1 protein-coding gene is annotated in these 1,350 nt (G+C 62.7%); it reads left to right on the plus strand.

The features are described from left to right. Positions 1-939: replication initiator protein A (locus ACEK02_RS17625; protein ID WP_371422877.1), on the plus strand; the 939-nt coding region annotated here is incomplete at its 5' end. Positions 940-1,350: the final 411 nt, after the last annotated feature.

The following is a 1,350-nucleotide window of genomic DNA, read 5'->3' on the forward strand; positions in this document are numbered from 1 at the left end:
GATCCCAATCCCGAGTTCGACCTGTTCATTCCGGCGCTCGGCGATCTTCCGCTCAAGGACCAGCGGGAGGTCATGGAGCGCCCGTTCTTCTCGCTCCAGAAGCGCAAGCGGCTGAAGCCGATCGAGTATCGCAGCCCGGATGGCGAGGCCTGGGTGCGCGTGCAGGCCATTCCCGACTACGGCATGGCCACGATCTGGGACGCCGATATCCTGATATGGGCCGCGTCCACGCTCAACCGCATGAAGCAGCAGGGGCTGAACGATCTGCCCCGCACGCTGACAACCACGCCCTACGACCTACTGCGGGCGATCAAGCGCAGCACAGGGGGCAGGGACTATCAGGAGCTGCAAGCTGCGCTCCTCCGGCTCCAGACGACTTCGATCACAACTTCGATCCGCGCGACGAAGCGCCGGCAGAAGGCTGGCTTCAACTGGCTCGACAGCTGGACCTTCGACACCGACGCCGAAACGGAGCAGCCGCGCGGCATGACGCTGACCCTCTCGGATTGGGTCTATGAGGGCATCGTCAACGAGAAGTCGCTGCTCACCATGCACCCCGACTATTTCCTACTCTCCGGAGGGTTGGAGCGGGCGCTCTATCGTATCGCGCGAAAGCACGCCGGCACGCAGCGCGGTGGGTGGACTTGCCGGGTAGAGGTGCTTCGCGACAAAACCGGCAGCGATGCCCAGCCCAAGGAGTTCAACCGGATGCTTCGGCGGGTGATCGAGGCCGACCAGCTCCCCGACTATGCGATGGAGCTGACCGAGACGACGGACAAAAGCCCGGCCGTGTTGTTCAGGCTCCGCGGCGAGGCCGAGGCACTGGCACTCGCCGAGAGAATGCGCGCCGAGGAGGAGCGGCGCGCCCGTTTCGACGCCGAGCGCAAGCGGGCCGAGGAAGTCGATGCACAGATGGACCGGCTTGCCGGCCGCCGCTGACTATCGGGGTTTCACACACCGCAAGCCCAACTATCGGGGTTTCACACACCGGCCAGCGATGCTGCCTGAACCCTGACATGCTTCGGGCGATGCCGGAGCCACCAGCCAGGCTGTGGATAACTGGCACCGGAGGCCCCTTTTCGGCTCCAGAGTCTCGGGGTTTCACCCACCTTGGCGTCGGGGTATCACCCACCGCACTATCGGGGTATCACACACCGAATCACGGGGTTTCACCCACCGGGCCGGCTGGCAAGCAGTTGATAAACAAAGCAAGATTCCGCTTTTTGAGCGGCTTAACTTGTTTAACGATTCCTATTTAACAGAATCTCTTAACGACAGGGCTCACCCAAAACCGTCAACCTGAGAAGGGCAAGCGGAATTGGCCTACGGCCAATGCGCCTTCGATCCGTG

The sequence above is a fragment of the Tardiphaga sp. genome (assembly GCF_041424195.1).
In the GTDB taxonomy this organism is placed as follows: Bacteria; Pseudomonadota; Alphaproteobacteria; order Rhizobiales; family Xanthobacteraceae; genus Tardiphaga.